Here is a 15294-nt window from a genome sequence, read left to right on the forward strand (position 1 = left end):
ATGATTATGTAAACAAATTTTTTATATAAAATAATCGTGTCGTCCCAGTACGACTTGTCATATGGCAGCATATGATAAAGTAGAAAGAAAATCTTCCTACGGGGAGGTGAAACTAAATGACACTTACACTTACGGGTTGGATGCTCTATTCGATGTGGGTAGTTCTGGGTTTTATGGGGCTTAGCTTTTTACTAGGCTTATATAAAGCACTCAAAGCTGGCAGCTTCTCCAGCACTCTGATTCTGACTTATCTGCAAGATATGCTGTTCTATGTTTTCCCTTTATTTTTAATTTCCAACATGTTGTCCCTAGATCCAACAGGCTTCGTATTATTAGCTGCTTATTACGTCGGCGCACTTGGACTTGTTCTCAAGTATTTGGCAAATCTTAAAAAATAAAATGTATCCGCATTCAAAGAATGCTATTATATGAGCTCATTAGAACGCTAGAGCAAAAAGGCCGCCGACTTGTAACGGTGGCTTTTTCATTTGGGGGCACCTATTCATAAAAAAAGCAGTTTGCACCCTTGGGGCAAACTGCTTCAGATCATCTTTTTAAAATCGAGGTAGATTAGATAAATTGTTGCTTGGATCGCCATCCGGATAAGATCTGAGCGTCTTTTGACCTTCACGATTCTTGCCCGTATTCACATCTTCAATCAATCCTGCTTCTGTCATGGCAATGGCGTTAGCAATATCAACCACCCTGCCATCTTGGAATTGAACCGCACTGATGCCGCCATCTCCATAATGGACGGATTGAATAATAGCTTTATTGGGGTCTATCGTGTGTGGACCTGCACCATACTGCGTTCCATCCCGCATAAAAGTGCCATATTGGGTTGGTTGGCCATTCGCACCATAGCCGGTATATCCCCCTTGAAAGCCTACATTTCTCGCATCTGCATGATTAATTCCCGTGTTACGCTGACCATATTCGGCATTCATGTTGCCTGATGAACCAGGAACTGGCATTCCGCCTTGGGAAGTCTGAGTTCCATTGTTACGAGCTTGGGGAATAAATGACTGCTGCCCATATTGTCCGGATTGTTGGTACATTTGTGCGTTTGGAATCGGTTGACCATTCCATGCATAATTCACATAATTCCCATTATGGACAGGTTCGACCGCATTACTGTAACTTTGAGAAGGTTCAAGCTGTGTATTCGTCATACCGTACGGTTGATTCTGCATCATCGGTTGTTGTCCACGTCGGCGTCGCGCCATAGATATCAGCTCCTTTGTTAATTCTATAAAGCGGCTTCCACCTATAGCATGCGTCACCTATATGCAGCTTATCCCTTTTAACCCAATTAACGCCGAAGCCCCATCATATTGCCAGAGGCGTATCGCCGGAGTCCTGTGTAGAACAAATAAATGCCTCCCAAGCAAAGTAAGCCAGTTACAGCAATGGCACCTGATATAAATGGAATGTCCGCCTGACGTAACAACCCAATGGGTAAATAACTGATGAACCCTGCAGGCAGCACAGTAAACAGTACGACTTTGCCTAGCCCGCGAAATATGCTCGTTGGATACGTGGTGAATGTCAGGAGCCCATTATACAGCTGAAAACTCAGCCCATCTGAACTCCCTAACCAGAACGCAGGACAATTCACAATGATCGTGAAAAATAAGAAAATCAGCGTCGATAAAAGCATCGCTAGACCAAATTTGATGAAGCCTATCATTGATTTATCACCAAATGCTACGTAAATAATAAGTGCGAATAAGACGTCCCCAATTGCACTTACCGACATGCGGCTGATGAGAACATGAAGAAGCACTGGCTTAGGCTGCGTTAAATAAATATCAAGCTGTCCGGTTGCGATCAGATTCGAAATTCGCATAGCGTTACCGAAAAACGTAGCCATAACACCAAAGCCGCCAGCTGCTATAGCCCATAACATCATCACATCCTGCAGCTCCCATCCATTCAATACAGGAAAGCGGCCAAAATAAAGTCCCCAGAACACAATCCACACCACATTATTGATAATCATCATTCCAGCCGTGAGAAAGAAGCTCATCCGAAACTCCATGGCGCCGCCAAGATTAAGTTTCCAGCATTGCCAGACGAATCGAACTAAACGCCTGAATTTACCTGGCTGATCAAATTCACTAATGGGTGTCAAATTGCAGCTATCCACCATTAACATTGAGCTTTTTCACTCCTTTTCTATAGACCAATGAGACAATTATGCCAATGATAACAACCCATAACAGCTGTGTGCCGATCATGATTGGCAGTTGAACTGCATCAAAGGTCACTGTTGTCTTGGCCGGGATGTAGACAATAGCTTGAAACGGCAGCCATCGTCCTATCCGCTGCAGCATGTCGGGAAATAACTCTAGAGGCATTAACATGCCGCCTATCGTGAATAAAAATTTATTGTATACGAATTCCAAACCGCGTGTCTCCTCCACCCAGAAAGAGCTTAGCGCTAAAACCATATTCAGCATGAAATTTACCGTGAAACCGAATAATGCCACAATGGGCAACCATAGCAAGCCATAACCAAAATCAGGCGGCCCCATAATAAGTAAACCTAACAAACCGCCAAGCGCCGCGTTGACTAGAAACCGAATCGCAGCTTCGCTCATATACTCAACATAGTGAAAGGCGACAAAATTGACAGGACGGACAAATTTGAACACGATATCCCCGCTTTTCACTTCTTCCTCTACGCGTGAGCAGAGACTAGGACTAGCGAGGATCATAGATTCCGTTATAACGAGATACCACATAATTTGCTTGAAGCTGAAGCCTGCTATGGTTTCCGTTCCCTCGCCGCGAAACGTTGTCTGCCATAGTTGAAGAAAAATATAAAGAATCAACAGCAGGAACAACGAGCGGATTAGAAAATCGGCCACATAAGCAAGTTGATTGCGAAGTGTGATTTTGCCGATAAAGGCATATTTAACCGATTTTCTCCAGTTGTTCATGTCCTTTCTCCTCCTTACCGAAGTTCCCGTACATACGTGTAATGATGTCCTCCATCGGTGGATCTTCAACCGTAACGTCAATAATGCGGTGCTCAGCCATGATCTGAGACAGCGCTGCTTCAATCGTTGTTTGACCCATATCAACAGAAAGTGAAATTCTTACACCACTTCGTTCTAGTACCTTCGCCCCGACAATTTCTATGGCATCCGGCTCCTCTCCCAGTACAAGGCGGACTGTTTTTTGTGTCAAAAACTGCTGCTTCATCACCTCGACACGGTCATCGAAGACAATCCGGCCATGATTAATAACAATCGCCCGGTCACATAGCCTCTCAATATCACCAGCATCATGTGACGTTAGAAAAACAGTGGTTCCTTCTTCACGTTTTAACTCTAGAATAAGCTCGCGTATTCGCTGTTTAACGACAACGTCTAACCCAATCGTAGGTTCGTCAAGGAACAACACCTGTGGGCGGTGCATCAAGGAAGCAGCGATCTCACAGCGCATCCTTTCGCCTAGTGAGAGCTTCCTCACTGCCGTATGCAGATAGGGCCCGAGTTCGAATCTCTCAATGAGATCATCACGACGGCGTACATACTCACTGCGCCGCAGCTCGTAAATACGGCTCATTAGCTCGAAGGTATCGATGGGAGGCAAATGATACCAAAGCTGCGACTTTTGCCCGAAGACAGAGCCTACTCGATAGCTCAGCTTCGTCCTCTCCTTCCATGGACAGCAGCCTAGAACTTCAGCCTGACCTGTTGTAGGATGAAGGATGCCTGTCAGCATCTTAATAGTCGTGGATTTCCCGGCACCATTCGGTCCGAGAAAGGCAAGCGTTTCCCCCTGATCCACGGAGAACGTTATGTCCTCTACGGCTGATTTGTCTATATACTCCGGCTTTAACAGTGCCCGAACACTCGCCATAAAGCCTTCTTCTTTTTTCTTGAGTTGAAAGGATTTCCCCAATTGTTCCACACGGATCGATGCCATCTCTATTCCCTCCACTTTTTATTTCGGTAAAGCAAAAAAGACCTCAGTCCGTTTCGCCTAAACAGGCGGAACTTTCCGAAGGTCTTTTATCCCTTACGGTGTAACACGTCATGTATCCGTGTCGGCTTCGCTCGGTTCGCCACCTTGGTAGGTTCGGATCCCTAGAAGCCCTTCCGTTTATTTTCCACATATTAACACATGATGTCATGTGCAGACAACACTTTTTTTGCGACCCATCCAAGCAAAAAAAGCCTGTTGCAGGTGCACAGACTTTTTACGCTAACTCACAGACGTTACATTATTGGGATTGATGAGATTGCGAAGATTGTTGAGAGTCCTGAGATTGTTGGGATTGTTGGGATTGTTGGGATTGTTGAGAATGCTGAGATTGTTGGGATTGCTGCGATTCTTGTGTCGTTTGTAATTCTTGTTTTAAATCTTCCGTCTTTTGCTGGGCTTGCTGGATTTGTCCCTGAAGATCTTGCAGCTGTTGTTCTGCTTCGGACAGTGCAGCTTCAGTCGCCTGTGAATAAATCTCCTGAGCAACTTGCAGCGTTTGTTCAGCAGCTTGCTCAGCTTTTTGGGCAGCTTCTTTTATTTGCTCAAAACCTTGTTGATTTTGTTGCGGCGTTTGTTGTTGCATAGAGATACCCCCAGCTGAATTTTTCATACCCGATTAATTTTAGTAAATGTTCCTTTTTTTATTCCTAATGAATATATTCGCCACCCATCGTCAAAACATCAGACAGCACAGGAGTCGGAATGATAAACTCGACAACACCCATATAACCGGGAGACACCTCGTATTTTTGGAAAGAGACAACGAGTTGACCATTCGTATTGATGTAGAAGTTTTGATCTTTCGTGATGGTTTTGAAGTAGAAATTGACCTCATTAGAAACACCCTCAACCCAATAAATCTTCTGCGGATCCCGCTTCATCTGCTCCTTCATTTGTTCCTTAATGTTTTCACTAATAATATGGATATAGTCATCATTTTTAAATAAACTTGGCAAAGTGATCAGCAATTGTTTCTTCTTGTCAATTGTGTCGTATTTAAATGTTGTTGAGGAGGACCCAACTGTATTTACCACGTATCTTCCCATGGAAAGGATGTGATCGTTATCGGTTTTAATGACATAACCGCTATCTACACCTAAATGACCGCCGCCATTTTGCTTCAATCTTTCCATTTCAGAGATGAAATCCGTATATAACCTCTTGCCTTCTTCCAGATATTTATTATTCAGAGTATCTTCTAACGTTTTATTATCCAAATTCGTGATTACAGGTACTTCTAGATTAGCTTTAAAGGTTCCATCATTGAACTTATATTCCCCAAAAGTTAACACCTTCACGAGGTCGCCAACGAGAGGCACCTCAGATAAAGCATGGGCTAAAGTAGAATTAGTATTGATACCTGCGACAAATAAGATAGCCGCCGCTGCTACTGCAAATCCCCATTTAACATTGCTTTTTCTTTTCTTATTTTGCTTAATAGCCTGGTTTACGATTAAATCCAGTTCTTTTGGAATCGGAGTATTCCTATAGTGTTGTTTCATTTGTTCTATTTTCTCATTCATTTTAGTTGACCTCCTCTAGCTTATCGTCAATCATTGTAATCCGGAGTAATCGGAGGGCTTGATACAATCGTGTCTTAATCGTACTGCTGTTTTCTTGTAAAACCTCAGCGATTTCATCAATCTTCATATCCTCAAAAAATCTTAGTACGATCACACTTCGATAGATTGTGGGCAAATCATCCAGTGCCCTTTCCAGATCAATATTGGTATAGGTATCTTCACTGCCTTGAACATATGATTCCATCGTGATTTCATCAACGACTTGAATTTTCTTATGCTTCCTCAAGAAATCCAATGAAGTATTTACAACAATCCTGTAAAACCAACTTTTTATGGATGCGGTGTCTTTCAGAGAGCCAGCTGAAGCAAAAGCCTTATGTATAGCGTCCTGAACGACATCGAGGGCATCTTCCGAATTTTTCACGTAACTGTAAGCTAATCGATAGACATTTTCTTTATGTTCCGTAATACATGCAATCAGTAATTTTTCTAACTTGCCATTCATCGTCATGAGTTTAAAAGACGCTCCTTTTTCTACGCGCGCATAAGATTTGGTCTTGTATAAGCTAGGACGTGCGAGTGCGTAGAATAGTTTGGTACACTACATAATAGCACAGGGTCGCATGCTCCGAATCGACCTTCTTCTACCAATTTCCCTCACTCACTGCTATACTAACAGCAAGAAGAAGCTAGTGAGGTGACATTTACCTATGAACATCATTAAAGTCAAAGATCGCCTTGAATTAGAAAAAAGAATCCCTACTATGCCGTGGTATATTGAGAAATTCATCAATTATAAGCTGCCAGACCTCTCTCCATCCTCTTTACTTGAGTATGTGCGTGATTACGAAATCTTTCTATCCTGGCTGTTGGCCGAAGGATTAAGTTCTGCTCCCTCTATGAACCAAGTTCCTCTGGAGGATTTGGAGAAATTACATATGGATAGCGTTGACAACTTTCGCATGTTCCTAGCTACTCGTAAAGTTCAGGCTAATGTGAAAACTACGATTAACCGTAAGCTTTCCGCTTTGCGTTCCTTATTCCATTATTTAAGCCAAATTGCCGAGGATGATAATTTCTACCCGCTTCTGAAGCGCAATGTGATGGCCAAAGTGGAGATCAAACGATCGCATAGGCCCAAGGACAGTGCTGCTAAACTCGAGGGTAAGCTGCTTCAAGAAGAGGAAATTGTTGAGTTTATTGCGTATGTGCAGCATGGCTATGAGCACGATGTAGCTACCAATAAGCAAGCTCTCTACTCCTATGAGTTGAACAAAATAAGAGATACCTGCATCATTACACTCATACTAAATTCGGGGCTCCGTGTATCCGAAGTATTCAATCTAAACGTCGATGATATTGACCTTAAGAAGAAACTTACCTATGTATATCGCAAAGGTAAGAATGATGACACCTTCAAAACTCCCGTATACTTCCGAAATGAAGCTATTCAAGCTCTAACGGACTATATCTCCATCCGCTCAACTCGTTATAAGCCGCTCAAAAAGGAAAAAGCCCTCTTCCTTGCCATGGCTAATGGCAAAAAAGAGGGCGAACGTATGACGAAACGGGCTATCCAAGAACTCGTTATCAAGTACGCTAAGCGCTTCGGCAAGCCCTACTTGTCGGTTCATAAGCTGCGGCACTCGTTCGCCACAGATTACTACTTACAGAATGACTTGTACAAAACTCAAGAGCAGCTCGGACATGCCTCCCCTGAAACAACGCAAATCTATGCGCATCTCACCGATAAAACAATGTCCGAAGCAATTGATAAACGGCTGGAATCCTGAAGGTTACTTCAGGATTTCTTCAATTTTAGCCAATTCTTCTGGCGTAAATGCTAAGTTTTTAAGCGCAGCTACGTTCTCTTCAATTTGAGACACACGACTAGCACCAATCAACGCTGACGTTACTCGCTCGCCGCGGAGAACCCAAGCTATCGACATTTGCGCCAAGCTTTGGCCGCGACTGCTCGCTATCTCATTCAGTTGATTAATTTGAGCAAGTTTCTCTTCCGTAATATCTTTCGTGTTCAAGAATTGACTCTTCCCGCCCGCGCGAGAATCACTTGGCACCCCACTCACATACTTGTTCGTCAGCAAGCCTTGAGCAAGCGGACAAAATGCGATGCTGCCTACGCCATACTCATCCAGCACATCCTGCAGGCCATTCTCAATCCAACGATTCAGCATGCTGTAGGAAGGTTGATGAATCAGCAGCGGTGTACCCAGGCCTTTCAGAATGGTTACCGCTTCCTTCGTTTGCTCTGCTGTATAATTGGATAGCCCTATGTATAACGCCTTACCTTGACGAACAATTAAATCCAGGGCAGCCATTGTCTCTTCGAATGGCGTATTCGGATCCGGTCTGTGTGAATAGAAAATATCTACGTATTCTAATCCCATTCTTTTCAAACTTTGATCCAAGCTGGATACTAGATATTTCTTGGAGCCCCACTCTCCATAAGGACCTTCCCACATGTGGTAACCAGCCTTAGTCGAGATGATCAACTCATCGCGGTACGCGGCCAAGTCGCTTTTCAGCACCTTACCAAACATTTCCTCAGCTGACCCTGGTGGCGGCCCGTAGTTATTAGCCAAATCAAAATGGGTAATCCCTAAATCAAAAGAGCGAAGCAGCATAGCTCTTCCATTCTCATGGAGATCTAATCCACCAAAATTGTGCCACAATCCTAATGAAATAGCCGGGAGCTTAAGCCCTGATTTACCTGCACGATTATATTTCATTTCTGCATAACGCGTTGAGCTTGCTTGATAGACCATTTTTGTCCTCCTAAATGTTTTCGTAGAAAACTTACTTCGTAAGCATCCACTTGTGTTATGCAGATAACTTACTTCGTAAGTATCCACCAAAGTTTCACCAGTAACTGGCTTCTTAAGTACTAGTATAGGTTAACTGAAGCAACAAAAAAAGAACTGAAAAAAACGTGTCTTACTTACCTCAAGGTTAGTCATGCATTTATTTTACCTACAATCAGAAATAAAACTGCCGAATCTCTTCGACAGTTTGTTCAAATTTATTTACATTTGCCACAACCACAATGACATTTACGTTTTGATTTGTCAGCCATTTTTCCTTTTGATTTTACTGTGGACTTTGCACTTCCGCGTAATCCAGCACACCGCAGACAATCCGCAATACATTGATTGCGCCCAACTACAAATAATCGCGTACACACATTACGACAAAACCTACCACAGTTCGGCACAGCGAGAGCATTCCCCAGATAAACACCTTTAGGCATACCTAAACACCACCTTTTCAATTGGTGCTATATAGTATTCCAACTAGCGAACTATCGCTTGTACGATTACCCCCATCTTCAAGCTATTTGAGCAAAGTAAGCACAAGCTCCGAGCCATTCATTTGCAGCCACTTCGTTTTGTCAAACGTGTTATGAATAATATCAACGAGTACGCCTTGAGCATCCACACCATCCAAGTATCTCCCCAAAAAATGGATAAATACATCTAACCGTCGAAGCTCGATCAGAAGAGGCAGCAGCGCAATTTCTTCCTCTCCTAAATCAATCGATTGGCCATACCCCTTATAAAAGGCAGTACAATTACGTCGCAGTTCTTCTGCAGGTAGAGTGGGATCGATAAGATCTGATAAGCAGACAGCCAGCTCCATCACTCGAACATCTCTAGTTACGAACTCAAAATCAAGTACGGCCGTAATTTGTCCATCGGCATTAACCAGCATATTAGATCCATTAATATCACCATGAACGAGTTGATGTGGAAGCTTTCTTAGATCAGGAATAGCCTTATAAAAAGCAGTAAAACGTCCAAATATATAGGAAAGCTCATCGCTCTGCATCCTGAATGGTTCTGGTGGATGAAGACAGAACTTTTGAATCGCATCTGGCGTGCAGCGAGGATGGATATGTTCAATTTCATAATAAGGTGGGTAGACAGGTTCAAGCTCCATGGAAATCGCAGCCAGAGCAGATGACAGGTTTCCGACAGCTTCTCCGAATTGCAGCAGTTGCTGCGTATTCCTCCAAGTGGGGTTGCAGCCATCTGTATACGTAAATAAGGCAGCCAGTTTGCCTTCCCTAGCGTCTAATCGGACAACAGTCCCCCCAGTTGGGAGCTCCACTGGCACAGGTACACGAAATGGAAGTTTATCTTTTTCTTTATCTAAAGCCAATAGAACACTATGCTCGAACATAATTTTGTCCATGTCACGATGAGTTTCGTACAATCGAAGAACATAAGAAGTACCTTCCACCTCTACGAACCGAGTTGTATTATTCATACCTCCCGCGCCAACACGCATGGACCATGTTTGAGTAGGAAACCAGTAGGTTGGCAGTGAGGTTAATTGCTCCTCTTGATCTTTGACACGCATAATTGCATTCCTCAACTCCTCTTCTTAAACCTGATTGTCACCTTCTACCGCAAATTCAAAATCCTCTACGTCATAAGCTTCGACTGGAATCCCCGCTTGAACCATACGTTCAATGAAATCTAACTGATCAGTTAACAGAGCAGCCTGTTCTTTGATGGCGGTCAGAATTAATTCGGTTTCAATGGGGTCGAAATTGTCCCCATACTCCTCATTGTCAATCGCATAAACAACCACCAAGGTGACATGCTCATTTATTGGTAAAGGAGGGCTTTTCCGCCAAGGAACAGTTAATGCTTTTTCAATTTTTTTCTTATTAAAAGATTCCTCGAAGAAAGCAATCAGCTCACCAATCATTTGCTTCACGAAGCCATCGTCTTCTTCCTCTAACATGATTGGCTCACTGCCTGTCTGAAGCTCGTATAACTCCTGAATGCTGGTATAAGGTATCACATAAGTAACAGGCTGTTCTGGCAGCATTAACTGACCATGCACGGCTAGCATAACGGCTTCGATAATAAAAGTTTTGCTCATCTTGTTCTCCCCTTTCTCTTTAACCTTGTAGAAGCATTATTTCGCTAAGAAGCTGAGGAATCCTCTTTTCAATACCTTCTCAACCAAACAAAACCGTCAGTTCCTATGATCGAGGAGACCACATCGAACTAACGGTTTCTATAACTTTTATAGGATGCCATCGATGACCTCATGATTCTCATAAATTGGCTGATACGGCTTCTTCGAAAAACGGTTGGCATAAGCCGAAGCTACATAACAATCCGGTTTAATAACAGGAACCATGCCGACGGATTCCACTCTCCTTACCATCTCTTGGACGAATTTAGCCGTCCGGTTCTTATTCTCATCGTCACCTGCATCAATATGAATAAACATATCAAAGGAAGCACCCTGATACAGATGTGGAAGAATGATGTTTTCCATATCCTGTCGCTTAGACTCATCAAAATACATCGCAATCTCTTCACTCAGAGCAGTTTCCATCGAAAGTTTTTCTCTAATCGAATGTAGGGCCCGATGAACGATGACTTGACGATAACACGCCCACGCTCCTTTTCCTAACCGCTGGATAACTACACCAGTAATGAATTTCGTATGACCTTGGTGTACCTGACAATCCGTACCAATAATAAATTTGTAGGTTGCTACGGGGTCGTGACGCATGAAATGGAGAATACGCTCGTGTACGGTATCTAGGTTTAGTCCTCTTTCCGTTGTGTTCCGAAATTCCAGTGGATGGGTCGTCGTCAAAGGTTTCAAAGATAAGGTTCTTCCTTTCTTCTTAGAATGAGGAAGAAGCGGATGCTGAAGCTGCATCCGCCCCTATCTATAGTATATGGCAAAGTTCCTCTGATCGAACCATCACTTATCGTAAAACATGGCCGCCGTACAAAAATCGATTTTCCCATTGCTTTCCAGCGATCGTATCCATACGAACACCGCCGGATTCGATCGAATACGTATGCAGCATATTCCCATTTCCTAAATATAGTCCAACATGCGTGATCGGTTCTGTAAGAACGTTCACATTATCATAATCTGATGCTTTACTCCCTTTGTAGCTGCTGAAGAACATCAGATCCCCACGTTTCAAACTTGTCCAGTCCTTACTAACAGGACCTAACGATTTAACATAGTTGCCTTGTGCTTGTGAATCGCTAGGAACGGATAATCGTAGAGCATCCCAGAACATCGTTTGAATGAAATCCGAGCAATCGAAGGTCGTGGTATCGTTGCGTTCCGAACCAAATTCATAAGGAGTGCCTAAGTAAACTTTGCCAGCTGCAATAACGGCTTCAATTTCTTCGGCGAGAGGCAGATTGGGTTTGATGACGGAGAAATCAGTGCTTATGTATTTACTATTTGTGCTTATATAACCGCTAATTCCATTGGCATCTTGGATTTGGTACCAACTATCGTTGACTTTTTCTTTAACGAGGACGTCTTCCCCTTTACTAAGCATCCGAATAACCTTAGAGCCGGGATCGGAAGCTGGAAGTGTGCGAAAGTTTACGCCATAAATGATTTCCGCATTGCTAATTATTTTTATGTATTTGCTATTCGTCGAAACATAACCGCTTACACCCTGCGCATCCTTGATTTTATACCAATTCGTCGTTACATAGTCGGTGACAGTGACAATTTCGTTTGTTTTCAATAACCGTATAACATTACTTGCAGTACTAGCTTGATCTCTGAAACTTACGCCCGAAACAATTTGGGCCTTCGTCGTTATCCCCTCATCTGCCTGAATAGCTGCCGGGACTACAAAAGTAAGCGCTAAAACTAGCATACCAAGGACGATCGTCCATTTTCTCATCGTCATACCTCCATAGGTTTATATCACTCTAGCTGTATTTGAGTTACGTAAAACCGTACTGACGAAATGGATAATTTGAACCTGACACTTCCTCTTCATCGTAAAAAGGATGACCCTTTTGCCTCAACTGGGTCATCCTCTTCTTGTAGAAGGGTCCCATCGCATTCGACAGCTGGCTAGCACTCTGCTTTAGGCACGAGAGCCCCTGTAGCTTTGCGTCCCAAGCTTTCGCTCGGTTTGCCATTCCGTTGTGATGTTAATTTTTTCATTCGCATCCTTATTATAGTTTGAGGGGGCCTTCACGAATATAGGCGAAAGGTTGCGTTTGTTGTCGAAATCATAGTGGCTGCGTACCTATTGACGCTATGGTTTATTTTTCCGGTTTACGGACTTCCGGTTTTCGTGTAAGAGGCCAAAACACTTGCAAATTAGGGTCATTTTTCAACTTCACATTGCAGAGCTTCATTTCCCCTTCCTCAAGCTCAGTCACATGCCAAGTATCCGTCTCCATTCCCCCAACGTTGTGTAGAAAAGCAGAATACTGCTGCTCAGCCGCTTCTAAATCCGGCCAAAATTTAACGCCATAATAGGCTAAACCGTAGTGATTGACTTGTGTACATGTGAAAATCTGTTGCGATGTTTTGTGCTGCAGTACATAGGGCATCTTTCATTCCTCCGATAAAAAGGCACGTTCACCATCATGGTGAATGTGCCTTCATTTTTATGATGACGACTTATAAATAAGCATTCTCATGCTTCGCTTTTAACATATTCCAACGGCGTTCAACTTCCGTCTCGAACGATTTCAGGGAACCTTCATATTCAGGCTTCGTCATATGCTTCGTTTTCCCCATCGTCTTGAGCCAATCCGACAGTGGAATCTTCTTGCTCTTATCCTCCGGGTTATACGTGATGGACGTAACTCCGTGCTCTACTTCATAGAGCGGGAAGAAGCAGGAATCTACCGCAGCTCCGACGATATTGGAGCCTTCCTGGTCATCCGACAACCAGTTGAGTGGACAGGCAATGAGAATTTTCCCATATACCAATCCTTCATTTTGGGCGTACCATTGTGCTTTCGCGGCTTTCTTTACAAGATCCTGCGGATACGCTTCCGACCCCGTAAATACATACGGAATATGGGTAGCAGCCATAATTTGCGCTGTATCCTTGTGATGGAACACTTTACCACCCTGATGCTTCCCAACGTTCGAAGTCGATGTGCGATGACCCATTGGCGTCGAATAAGACAACTGCGCACCTGTATTCATGTATCCCTCGTTATCGTACTCGAGGATAATCATTTTATGATTGCGCAAAGCCGCTCCGATCGCCGGTCCCATGCCAATATCCATCCCGCCGTCACCAGTAATCATCACGAAGGTGAAATCGTCCTTCAAACCCAAATGGTCGAGCTCGCCACGTCGCTTGCGCTCCCAGAACATCTCCACAACCCCTGAGAGGGTCGCTGCGCCGTTCTGGAACAGATTATGAATATACGTCGCTTTGTGAGCCGAATACGGATAACCTGTCGTTACAACCATGGCACAGCCTGTATGGAAGATCGAGACAATATCGCCTTCAATCCCCTTGAAAAACAGCTCCAAGCCAGAGAAAATGCCGCAGCCTGGACATGCGCCATGCCCCGGCGCAATACGCTTTGGTTTCTTCGTCAATGCACGTAAAGGCGGGATACGTACATTCAGCTTGCCCGTGTTCTCATCCGGTGTTACCGTGATGAGTCCCGTCTTCAAATCCTCATACTTCATCGGCGTCAACACCCGCTTCGGCGCTTTTGAAAGATCACCTGGCGTGTGGCCATAGTAATCGAAGGGAACCTCAACCTTGCCGCTTTGTACAGCGTCAATGGCAAATTGGAACAAATTATGCCCGTCTTCGGCATAAAAGTCCTTGCCACCTAAGCCGTAGATTCGGCTTATGACAAGCGTATCTCTGTTCCCGTGTGTGAACAGCGCCGCTTTAATTTCGTTGACCATATTGCCGCCATGGCCGCCATAGGAATCCGCGCGATCGCCAACGGTGATCGCCTTCACATGCTGCAAAGCTTCAGCGATCTGCTTTGCTGGGAATGGACGGATGATATTCGGCGCGATCGATCCGGCCTTTATGCCCTTCTCGCGGAGCTGGTCGACGACGTCTTTGATGATTTCGGAAGCCGAATTCATCAAGAACACGGCGACTTCCGCGTCCTCCATCCGATATAGCTCAAGAATCGGATAATCACGGCCTGTCAACTCAGCATATTCCTGCCGAATACGGTCATAAACACCTTCAGCGTTATACATGGCCATGGACTGCTGGTAGCAGTTATTAATATAATCCGGCTCATTCATATAAGGACCTACGGTAATCGGATTATTACGATCTAGCGTATCTGGGAAGCCCTGTGGCTTCTCACCGACGAAAGCATGCACATCCTCACGATGCGCGAACGTTTGTACTCTACGTTTTTGGTGGGACGTGAAATAACCGTCCGAAGCAACCAATACTGGCAATCGAACTTCTGGATCTTCAGCCAGCTTTAAAGCTATGATATTCATGTCATAGACTGCTTGAGGGTCGCGACACATCACAATCGGCCATCCCGTATTTAAAGCATAGTACAAGTCAGAGTGATCCCCATGAATATTCAGCGGTCCGGATACGGAGCGGCATACCAAGTTCATCACCATGGGAAAGCGTGTCCCGGATTGTACCGGCATTTGTTCCAACATATACAAATAACCGTTGGCACTTGTCGCGTTAAATACGCGGCCGCCAGCAGTTGAAGCGCCATAACATATGCCTGCCGAACCATGTTCACCGTCTGCTGGAATGAGCACGATGTCATGCTGTCCGTTGGACTTCATAAGATCTAGAAATTGGGCAACCTCCGTAGATGGAGATATCGGAAAATATCCCATAACATGATAATTAATTTGATGAGCCGCATATGCCGCCATCTCGTTACCTGATTCATACACGATGCGCTGTTCGACCTTGGCTTGCCCTAATTCCTTCTTGATATCAATGGACATGCGAGTAGTTCCACCCTTCTCC

Annotated in this window: 16 protein-coding genes and 1 riboswitch; of the genes, 2 read left to right on the top strand and 14 right to left on the bottom strand. The window is 44.1% G+C overall.

Going from position 1 to position 15294, the window contains the following annotated elements; all coding sequences use genetic code 11:
- Positions 1–116: 116 nt before the first annotated feature.
- A complete protein-coding gene (locus ASG85_RS00410) occupies positions 117–398 on the top strand; it encodes a hypothetical protein (RefSeq protein ID WP_060645095.1) in 282 nt (93 codons plus the stop codon).
- Positions 399–554: 156 nt separating this feature from the next.
- Here ASG85_RS00410 and ASG85_RS38940 read toward each other — a convergent pair whose 3' ends face one another.
- From ASG85_RS38940 to ASG85_RS00445, 7 genes are all read right to left on the bottom strand, one after another.
- Positions 555–1226, bottom strand: a complete 672-nt coding sequence (locus ASG85_RS38940; RefSeq protein WP_235550053.1) for a DUF3892 domain-containing protein — start codon at positions 1224–1226, stop codon at positions 555–557.
- An 86-nt stretch (positions 1227–1312) separates the two neighbouring features.
- Positions 1313–2158 (bottom strand): ABC transporter permease, encoded by an 846-nt coding sequence (locus ASG85_RS00420; protein ID WP_060645096.1) that lies wholly within the window; start codon positions 2156–2158, stop codon positions 1313–1315.
- Positions 2142–2945: an ABC transporter permease gene (locus ASG85_RS00425; protein WP_060645097.1), complete on the bottom strand. Its 804-nt coding sequence runs from the start codon at positions 2943–2945 to the stop codon at positions 2142–2144. The genes ASG85_RS00420 and ASG85_RS00425 overlap by 17 nt, the downstream gene beginning before the upstream one ends.
- The gene (locus ASG85_RS00430) at positions 2920–3939 is read right to left on the bottom strand and encodes an ATP-binding cassette domain-containing protein (RefSeq protein WP_057301477.1); all 1020 of its coding nucleotides are present in this window, start codon (positions 3937–3939) and stop codon (positions 2920–2922) included. Before ASG85_RS00430 ends, ASG85_RS00425 begins: the two co-directional genes overlap by 26 nt.
- 298 nt (positions 3940–4237) lie before the next feature.
- Complete coding sequence (locus tag ASG85_RS37520; protein WP_156396359.1) at positions 4238–4582, bottom strand: hypothetical protein; 345 nt, start codon at positions 4580–4582, stop codon at positions 4238–4240.
- Between the two features lie 64 nt (positions 4583–4646).
- Positions 4647–5522: a DUF3298 and DUF4163 domain-containing protein gene (locus ASG85_RS00440; protein ID WP_060645099.1), complete on the bottom strand. Its 876-nt coding sequence runs from the start codon at positions 5520–5522 to the stop codon at positions 4647–4649.
- Between the two features lies 1 nt (position 5523).
- On the bottom strand, positions 5524–6027 hold the full coding sequence (locus ASG85_RS00445) for an RNA polymerase sigma factor (protein WP_156396361.1): 504 nt from the start codon (positions 6025–6027) through the stop codon (positions 5524–5526).
- Between the two features lie 205 nt (positions 6028–6232).
- Between ASG85_RS00445 and xerS the strand changes: the two genes are divergently transcribed.
- Positions 6233–7315 (top strand): tyrosine recombinase XerS, encoded by a 1083-nt coding sequence (xerS, locus tag ASG85_RS00450; RefSeq protein ID WP_060645101.1) that lies wholly within the window; start codon positions 6233–6235, stop codon positions 7313–7315.
- Between the two features lie 3 nt (positions 7316–7318).
- On the opposite strand, the gene mgrA is transcribed toward xerS, so the two are convergent.
- From mgrA to ASG85_RS00485, 7 genes are all read right to left on the bottom strand, one after another.
- Complete coding sequence (gene mgrA / locus ASG85_RS00455) at positions 7319–8308, bottom strand: L-glyceraldehyde 3-phosphate reductase (protein ID WP_060645102.1); 990 nt, start codon at positions 8306–8308, stop codon at positions 7319–7321.
- Positions 8309–8873: 565 nt separating this feature from the next.
- Positions 8874–9902 (bottom strand): phosphotransferase, encoded by a 1029-nt coding sequence (locus tag ASG85_RS00460; protein ID WP_060645103.1) that lies wholly within the window; start codon positions 9900–9902, stop codon positions 8874–8876.
- A gap of 24 nt (positions 9903–9926) precedes the next feature.
- Complete coding sequence (locus ASG85_RS00465; protein ID WP_057301484.1) at positions 9927–10433, bottom strand: hypothetical protein; 507 nt, start codon at positions 10431–10433, stop codon at positions 9927–9929.
- Positions 10434–10580: 147 nt separating this feature from the next.
- Positions 10581–11174 (bottom strand): ribonuclease H-like YkuK family protein, encoded by a 594-nt coding sequence (locus ASG85_RS00470; RefSeq protein WP_057301684.1) that lies wholly within the window; start codon positions 11172–11174, stop codon positions 10581–10583.
- 106 nt (positions 11175–11280) lie between these two features.
- The gene (locus tag ASG85_RS00475; RefSeq protein WP_060645104.1) at positions 11281–12234 is read right to left on the bottom strand and encodes a C40 family peptidase; all 954 of its coding nucleotides are present in this window, start codon (positions 12232–12234) and stop codon (positions 11281–11283) included.
- A gap of 164 nt (positions 12235–12398) precedes the next feature.
- Positions 12399–12486: riboswitch (cyclic di-GMP riboswitch) on the bottom strand.
- Positions 12487–12604: 118 nt separating this feature from the next.
- Positions 12605–12898 carry a hypothetical protein gene (locus ASG85_RS00480; protein ID WP_060645105.1) on the bottom strand — a complete coding sequence of 98 codons (294 nt, stop codon included), beginning with the start codon at positions 12896–12898 and terminating at the stop codon, positions 12605–12607.
- A gap of 70 nt (positions 12899–12968) precedes the next feature.
- Positions 12969–15272: a thiamine pyrophosphate-dependent enzyme gene (locus ASG85_RS00485; RefSeq protein WP_060645106.1), complete on the bottom strand. Its 2304-nt coding sequence runs from the start codon at positions 15270–15272 to the stop codon at positions 12969–12971.
- Positions 15273–15294: the final 22 nt, after the last annotated feature.

The organism is Paenibacillus sp. Soil724D2, assembly GCF_001427935.1.
In the GTDB taxonomy this organism is placed as follows: domain Bacteria; phylum Bacillota; class Bacilli; order Paenibacillales; family NBRC-103111; genus Paenibacillus_E.

Coding starts and splice junctions, on each gene's coding strand:
- mgrA (WP_060645102.1), bottom strand. CDS start 8,308: ATGGTCTATCAAGCAAGCTCAACGCGTTATGCAGAAATGAAATATAAT.
- ASG85_RS00430 (WP_057301477.1), bottom strand. CDS start 3,939: ATGGCATCGATCCGTGTGGAACAATTGGGGAAATCCTTTCAACTCAAG.
- xerS (WP_060645101.1), top strand. CDS start 6,233: ATGAACATCATTAAAGTCAAAGATCGCCTTGAATTAGAAAAAAGAATC.
- ASG85_RS00425 (WP_060645097.1), bottom strand. CDS start 2,945: ATGAACAACTGGAGAAAATCGGTTAAATATGCCTTTATCGGCAAAATC.
- ASG85_RS00480 (WP_060645105.1), bottom strand. CDS start 12,898: ATGCCCTATGTACTGCAGCACAAAACATCGCAACAGATTTTCACATGT.
- ASG85_RS00410 (WP_060645095.1), top strand. CDS start 117: ATGACACTTACACTTACGGGTTGGATGCTCTATTCGATGTGGGTAGTT.
- ASG85_RS00440 (WP_060645099.1), bottom strand. CDS start 5,522: ATGAATGAGAAAATAGAACAAATGAAACAACACTATAGGAATACTCCG.
- ASG85_RS37520 (WP_156396359.1), bottom strand. CDS start 4,582: ATGCAACAACAAACGCCGCAACAAAATCAACAAGGTTTTGAGCAAATA.
- ASG85_RS00445 (WP_156396361.1), bottom strand. CDS start 6,027: ATGAATGGCAAGTTAGAAAAATTACTGATTGCATGTATTACGGAACAT.
- ASG85_RS00475 (WP_060645104.1), bottom strand. CDS start 12,234: ATGAGAAAATGGACGATCGTCCTTGGTATGCTAGTTTTAGCGCTTACT.
- ASG85_RS00420 (WP_060645096.1), bottom strand. CDS start 2,158: ATGTTAATGGTGGATAGCTGCAATTTGACACCCATTAGTGAATTTGAT.
- ASG85_RS38940 (WP_235550053.1), bottom strand. CDS start 1,226: ATGGCGCGACGCCGACGTGGACAACAACCGATGATGCAGAATCAACCG.
- ASG85_RS00465 (WP_057301484.1), bottom strand. CDS start 10,433: ATGAGCAAAACTTTTATTATCGAAGCCGTTATGCTAGCCGTGCATGGT.
- ASG85_RS00485 (WP_060645106.1), bottom strand. CDS start 15,272: ATGTCCATTGATATCAAGAAGGAATTAGGGCAAGCCAAGGTCGAACAG.
- ASG85_RS00460 (WP_060645103.1), bottom strand. CDS start 9,902: ATGCGTGTCAAAGATCAAGAGGAGCAATTAACCTCACTGCCAACCTAC.